Annotated in this window: 3 protein-coding genes and 2 tRNA genes; 1 reads left to right on the top strand and 4 read right to left on the bottom strand. The window is 69.8% G+C overall.

All coding sequences use genetic code 11. The features are described 5' to 3' along the window. Positions 1–38: 38 nt before the first annotated feature. From ABZ078_RS43980 to ABZ078_RS43995, 4 genes are all read right to left on the bottom strand, one after another. A tRNA-Met gene (locus ABZ078_RS43980) sits at positions 39–112 on the bottom strand. 124 nt (positions 113–236) lie between these two features. After that, entirely contained in the window at positions 237–2,189 is a 1,953-nt protein-coding gene (locus tag ABZ078_RS43985) for a tetratricopeptide repeat protein (RefSeq protein WP_356584258.1), read from the bottom strand. Between the two features lie 238 nt (positions 2,190–2,427). Next, positions 2,428–2,501 (bottom strand) — tRNA-Met (locus ABZ078_RS43990). A gap of 58 nt (positions 2,502–2,559) precedes the next feature. Further along, a complete protein-coding gene (locus ABZ078_RS43995; RefSeq protein WP_356584262.1) occupies positions 2,560–5,514 on the bottom strand; it encodes a UPF0182 family protein in 2,955 nt (984 codons plus the stop codon). 164 nt (positions 5,515–5,678) lie between these two features. Here ABZ078_RS43995 and ABZ078_RS44000 point away from each other — a divergent pair, with 164 nt between their 5' ends. Further along, positions 5,679–6,221, top strand: coding sequence for a PPA1309 family protein (locus ABZ078_RS44000; RefSeq protein ID WP_356584260.1), 543 nt, complete (start codon positions 5,679–5,681; stop codon positions 6,219–6,221). The last annotated feature ends 68 nt before the right edge of the window (positions 6,222–6,289 follow it).

Here is a 6,289-nt window from a genome sequence, read left to right on the forward strand (position 1 = left end):
GGCCGGGACCCTTGCGGATCCCGGCCCTGAGTCTTCAGTAGCGGGGACAGGATTTGAACCTGCGACCTCTGGGTTATGAGCCCAGCGAGCTACCGAGCTGCTCCACCCCGCGTCGGTGAACGCAACACTACGTCAGCACCACGGACAGAGGCAAATCGCTTGTCAGCCCGGCCTGCGGGCGGCCTCCCACACCACCAGCGGTCACGCACCGTCACCGCGGTGATGTACCGACGCCGTCACGCCGACAGTTCCTCCCGCAACGCGTCCCGCAACCGAGCCGCCCGCTGCGCAACCTCCCGCGGCCCGAGCGCCACCGCCCGATCGGCCCACCGCTGCCCCTCCGCCAGCTCTCCGCGACGCGCGTAGACCAGGGCCAACCGCAGCGCCGACCGGCCATGCCCGGCGTCAGCCGCACGCGTCCACCACACCGCCGCCTCCGGCTCGCTCCCCTCCCGAGCCAGCAGCAGGCCCAGATTGAACGCGCCGTTGCGTGACCCGGCCTCGGCGGCCTCCCGGTACCACCGAGCCGCCTCCACCACGTCGCCCCGGGCGGCGGCGAGCATCCCGACCCGCACCTGCGCCCGCCGATGCCCCTGGGAGGCCGCCCGCTCGTACCACTCCTCGCACTCGGTCTTCTCGTGCACCGACTCCCCGAGCTCATGCGCGGGCTCCGGCGGTCGCCGGGCGTCCAGCAGGGTCGCCAGCCGATACGCCGCCTCCGCGCTGCCGGCCCCGGCCGCGCACCGCAGATGCCGCTCGGCCTCCGGCTCGTCCCCGTCCCGCAGCCGCGCGATGCCCACCTGCAGCGCCGCCTCGGTGTGTCCGGCGGCGGCGGCACGCTCGTACCACCGCAGCGCGGCGCGCTGCTCACCCCGCCCGGCGTGCAGAATCCCCAGGTTGAACGCGGCGTCCACGCTCCCGGCTTCCGCGGCCTTGGAGAACCACGGCTCGGCACCCGTGGCGTCCCCGCCCTGGAGCAGCAGGATCGCCAGCGCGTTCGCCGCCTCGCGGTGCCCGGCGTAGGCCGCCCGCCGGTACCACTGCTCGGCCTGCGGGGTGCGTCCCTGCTCGGCGCAGAGCAGCCCCAGGTTGTACGCGCCGTTCACATCACCGGCGTCCATCGCGGCCCGGTACCAGCGCTCGGCGGTCTGCGTCTCCCCGCGCTCGGCGTGCAGCGCGCCCAGCGCGTTCGCCGCGTTGCCGTCGCCGTCCTGTGCGGCGCGCAGCCACCACACGGCGGCGCTCTCGGTGTCCCCCGCGTCCCGCAGCAGGAACCCGAGCGCGCAGGCGGCCCGCGCCTCCCCGTCCTTCGCGGACATCAGATACCAGCGCCCGGCCTCCTTGAGCTCCCCGCGCTTCTCGAGGATCGCCCCGAGGTGCAGCGCGGCCCTGCGATGCCCGCGCGCGGCGGCCTGCCGGTACCACTGCTCGGCCTCGTCCAGCGGCGAGCCATCCGGCGCGACACCGTTGTCACCCCCGTCCTCGCCCGCACGCACCGCCTGCCGGTCCAGCGCACGCGCCAGCCGGTACGCCGCTTCCCGGTGGCCGCGCTCCGCCGCGGCCCGCATCCACCGTTCGGCCGCGCTGTCACCGCGGTGCTCCAGCAGATCGGCGAGCGCGTACGCGCCCAGCGCATGCCCCTGCTCGGCGGACTGCCGCAGCCAGTACTCGGCGGCGGGCTCGTCGCCCCGCTCACGGTGGTGGCGCCCCAGCGCGTGCGCGGCCGCGGCCGACCCCGCGACGGCGGCGATCCGCCACCAGCCGGCGGCCTCGTCGGCGTACCCGCGCTGATGAAGAAGGACTCCCAGGTTGTTGGCGGCGGCCCGGTCCCCGGCGGCGGTGGCGGCCCGCAGATGGGGCTCGGCTCCGTCGAGATCACCGCGGCGCAACAGCATGGCCCCGAGAACGCTCATCGCCTCGACGTCGCCGGCCTCGGCGGCGAGCCGCTGCCGCGCCACCTCCGCGGCCTCCCCCGCCTCGTCCCGGTCGGTCGGCCGGTCGAAGGCGAGGTCACTCTCCGGCTGCGCGAGGTCACCCTCCGGATGCGCGAGATCCACCGCCCGCTGCGCGAGCTCACCCACCGGCTGCGAGGCACCGTCCGTCAGCTGCGCCAAATCGCCCGTCGGCTGCACAAAGTCGGCAGGCTGCACAAACCGCCCTGTCTCCAACAGAGTTGCCTTGTCCCCCATAACGTCCATCGTCGCACCACCTGCAACCTGGGTACACCTGGTATACCGCAGCCAGTGAGGTCACTTCAGCGTTTTGTCGACATGCCCACAGAGAGACAAGTCAAACACAGTTCTCCCAACTCCCCACGGCGGCGCGACCACTGCGCCCTCCGGCACATGCGTTCGCACATCACAAAGGCCCGGATCCCTTGTCAGGATCCGGGCCTTCGCCGTCGTACGAGATACTCGTCGACTTCAGTAGCGGGGACAGGATTTGAACCTGCGACCTCTGGGTTATGAGCCCAGCGAGCTACCGAGCTGCTCCACCCCGCGCCGTTGTGATGCAACCGTATCACGGCGCGGGGTGGGCTTTTTGATCAGCCGCCCGTCCCTATGCCCCGGTGGGACTGCTGGTCGGGTTCGGGCTCGGGCTCGCGCGGCCGCCGCTGTCACCATCGGCGCCGCTGTTACCGGCCTTGTCGGCCTGCTCCTGCGCGGCCTCGGCCCGTTGCAGCGCGTCCTGGAGGTCCTCCTGCGCCCTGCCGTACGCCTCCCAGTCGCCCTTCTTCAGAGCTTCCTGGCCGGCGTCGAAGGCCTTCTGGGCGTCGTTGAGCGCTTCTTGGACCGTCGGGTTGGTGGACGTCGGCGGAGGCGTCGTACCGCCGCCGTCCTCGTCCTCCTTCGGTGGCTCGGTGGTCGGGCCCTCCGCTCCGAAGACCTTGTTCAACGCCTCGTCGAGCGTGTCCTCGAAGGCGGTGGTGCCGCCGTAGGACACCAACACCTTGCGCAGCAGCGGGTACTTGAGGCCGCCACCGCGCACGTAGACCGGCTCCACGTAGAGCAGACCGCCGTCGAGCGGGACCGCCAGCAGGTTGCCGTACTCGACCTCGGAGTCGCCGCCTCTCAGCAACCTGATGGTCTCGGCGATGTTCTGCTCGGAGTTGAACTGGCTCTGCACCTGACTGGGGCCGTTGACCGTGGTGTTGGTCGGCAGTTTCAGAATTCTGATCTTGCCGTAGCCTTCGGTCCCCGCCTCGGCGTCGACGGCCATGAAGGCGCTGAGGTTGTCCCGGCCGCTCGGCGTGAGCGTCGTCGTCAGCGAGAACGCCTGCGCCTTCTGGTCGGGCATCTTCATGCTCAGGTAGTACGGCGGCACGGCGCTGCCCGACTTGTTGGTCGGGTCGTCCGGCACCTCCCAGACCTCGCTGCCGCTCAGGAACGTCGTCGCGTCCTTCACGTGGTAGCGGGTGAGCAGCTCACGCTGGACCTTGAACAGGTCCTGCGGGTAGCGCAGGTGGGCCATCAGCGAGTCGGAGATCTCACTCTTCGGCTCCACCGTGTCCGGGAACGCCTTCATCCAGGTCTTCAGGACCGGGTCCTTGGTGTCCCACTGGTAGAGCTTGACCTGGCCGGTGTAGGCGTCGACGGTCGCCTTCACCGAGTTGCGGATGTAGTTGACCTGGTTCTGCTGGGCCACGACCGCGCGCTGGTTGTTGTTGGCGGTCAGCGAGTCGGCCGTCGTGTCACCGAGGGTCGTGCGGGAGGAGTACGGGTAGCCGTTCGTCGTCGTGTACGCGTCGACGATCCACTGGATACGGCCGTCCACGACCGCCGGATAGGCGTCGCCGTCGATGGTCAGCCACGGGGCGACCGCCTCGACGCGCTCCTTGGGCGTGCGGTTGTACAGGATGCGCGAGCCGTCGCCGATCGCACCGGAGTACAGGATCTGCGGCTCGCCGAAGGCCACCGCGTACGCGGCCCGGTTGACCGGGTTCGAGAGGCTGACGCCGCTGTCGCCCTTGTAGCTGTAGGTCTTCTCACCGCTGTCGTCGGAGTAGTCGATCTCCTTCTGGGGACCGCCGACGATCGAGTACATCGTGGTCTTCTCGCCGTAGTAGACCCGCTGCTCGTACGTCCCGAGGTCACCCTTGGACGGCAGGTCGGACTCGGTGAAGTCCGGTCGGCCCTGGGGGTCGGCGCTGGTGCCCTCGGCGGCGACCACGCCGTAGCCGTGGGTGTAACGGAAGTGGTCGTTGATCCAGTTCCGCTTCGGAACGCCGTTGAGGTTGATCTCACGCAGACCGATGACCGTGTCCTGGTCCTTGCCGTCCTTGGTGTAACGGTCGACGTCCAGGTTGGTCGGGAACGCGTAGTAGTTCCTGATCTGCTGGAGCTGCTGGAACGTCGGCGAGACGATGTTCGGGTCCAGGATCCGGATGCTCGCCGTGGCGTCCACGTCGTCGCGCAGCTGGGTCCTGTCCTCGGTCTTGCTGGTGCCCGGGTACTCGGTGACCTTGGTGCCGTCGATTCCGTAGGCGTCACGCGTCGCCTGGAGGTTCTTCGCGACGTACGGCGCTTCCTTGGCCTGCTCGTTCGGCTGGACCTGGAACTTCTGGACGATCGCCGGGTACAGGCCGCCGATGAGGATCGCCGAGAGCACCATCAGGCCGAAGCCGATGACGGGCAGCTGCCAGGTGCGCCGCCACAGGGTGGCGAAGAACAGCAGCGCGCAGATGACGGCGATGCAGAACAGGATCGTCTTCGCCGGCAGATAGGCGTTGGCGTCGACGTACCTGAGACCGGTCCAGTTGTCGGTCGCCTTGAAGTCGCTGGACTTGACGGCCAGTCCGTACCGGTCGAGCCAGTACGCGACCGCCTTGAGGGCGACGAAGATGCCGATGAGGACCGACAGATGGCCGGTGGCCGCGGCCGTGGCACGCGCGCCGGGGCTGGTGATGCGCAGTCCGCCGTACAGGTAGTGCGTCAGCGCGGCGGCGATCACGGAGAGGATCGCGGCGGCGAAGCCGAAGCCGAGCAGGAACCGGTACCAGGGCAGGTCGAAGGCGTAGAAGCCGACGTCGAGGTGGAACTGCGGGTCCTTCTCACCGAAGGGCACACCGTTGACCCACATCAGCCAGGTCCGCCACTGGCTGGAGGCGGAGGCACCGGCGATCAGGCCGACCAGCGCGGTGATCGCGATGAGCAGCCACTTCTTGTACGGCGCGATGCCCATGCGGTAGCGGTCGAGGCTCTGTTGCTCCATGGACATGGCGCTCAGCGGCGGACGCAGCCGGTGCGCCAGCCAGATGTTGAAGCCGACCGCGAGGGCCATGAGCAGACCGAAGACGAAGAAGAGCCCGATCTTCGTCCACAGCGTGGTGGTGAACACGGACGAGTAGTTCACCGACCGGTACCAGAGCCAGTCCGTCCAGAAGCCCGCGAACATGGTGAAGACCATGCCGAGGACGGCGAGGACGCCCAGTGTCATGAGCAGGGTCCGGACACGCCGGGACGGGCGGCCCACTCTGATCCGTGGCCCGGTCGGGCCTCCGCCGCGGTCCGGCATCTGGAAAGCCAAGGTTCGCACCCCGAAGTTCGCTGTTGATCCGTCAGGCCCGCGTCTTCGTGGACCCTCCGTGGCCCCCCTTGATCGTGGGCCCACACCTATGCAACTTACTCACCCTTTACTCGGTTCCCGATTTCGGCCGGGAACGAGGCAGGATTGTGACCATGTCCAACACTCCCATGGCGGCGAGCCCGCTGACCCGGGCCGTGCTCGAGATCGACGAGTACGCCTCCGGCCTCGGCTGGGACCAGCCCGCCCGCCTCTTCGCCCTCGTAGACACCGCACGGCTGCGGGCCCAGGAACCCGGCCTCGCCGCCCAGCTCGGCCTGGGGGACGAGCAGGAGTCCTCCGGCCTGACCCCGATCGAGCAGGACGAACTTCCAACGGGCAAGGCGCTCGACGAGTTCCTGGGCACGATCGCCTGGCCCGACGCGGTGGCCGGCTGCGCGCTCACCGTCGAGCGCCTGATGCTGCCCGCGTCCGCCGAGGCCAAGGTCCCGCAGGGCCTGAGCGAGGCCAAGCTCGCGCAGTGGGTGGCGGACCACCCCGAGCGCCAGGAGGTGCGCATGACGGTCGCGGTCCTGCGCGACGGCGCCCGTGAATCGGCCCTGCGCCTGCGCGAGAAGGACACCCCGACCGAGGTCCTCACCGGCCCTGACCTGGTCCCTGGCCTGGCGGAGGCACTGGCGGCGACGTTCGAGGACTGAGGTCTTCCGGTACGGCGGCGAGATTCCGGTACGGCGGTGGGGGCGCCCCTTGACGTGAGGGGCGCCCC

Origin of the sequence: Streptomyces sp. NPDC006385, assembly GCF_040612485.1 — a bacterium.
Lineage (GTDB): Bacteria > Actinomycetota > Actinomycetes > Streptomycetales > Streptomycetaceae > Streptomyces.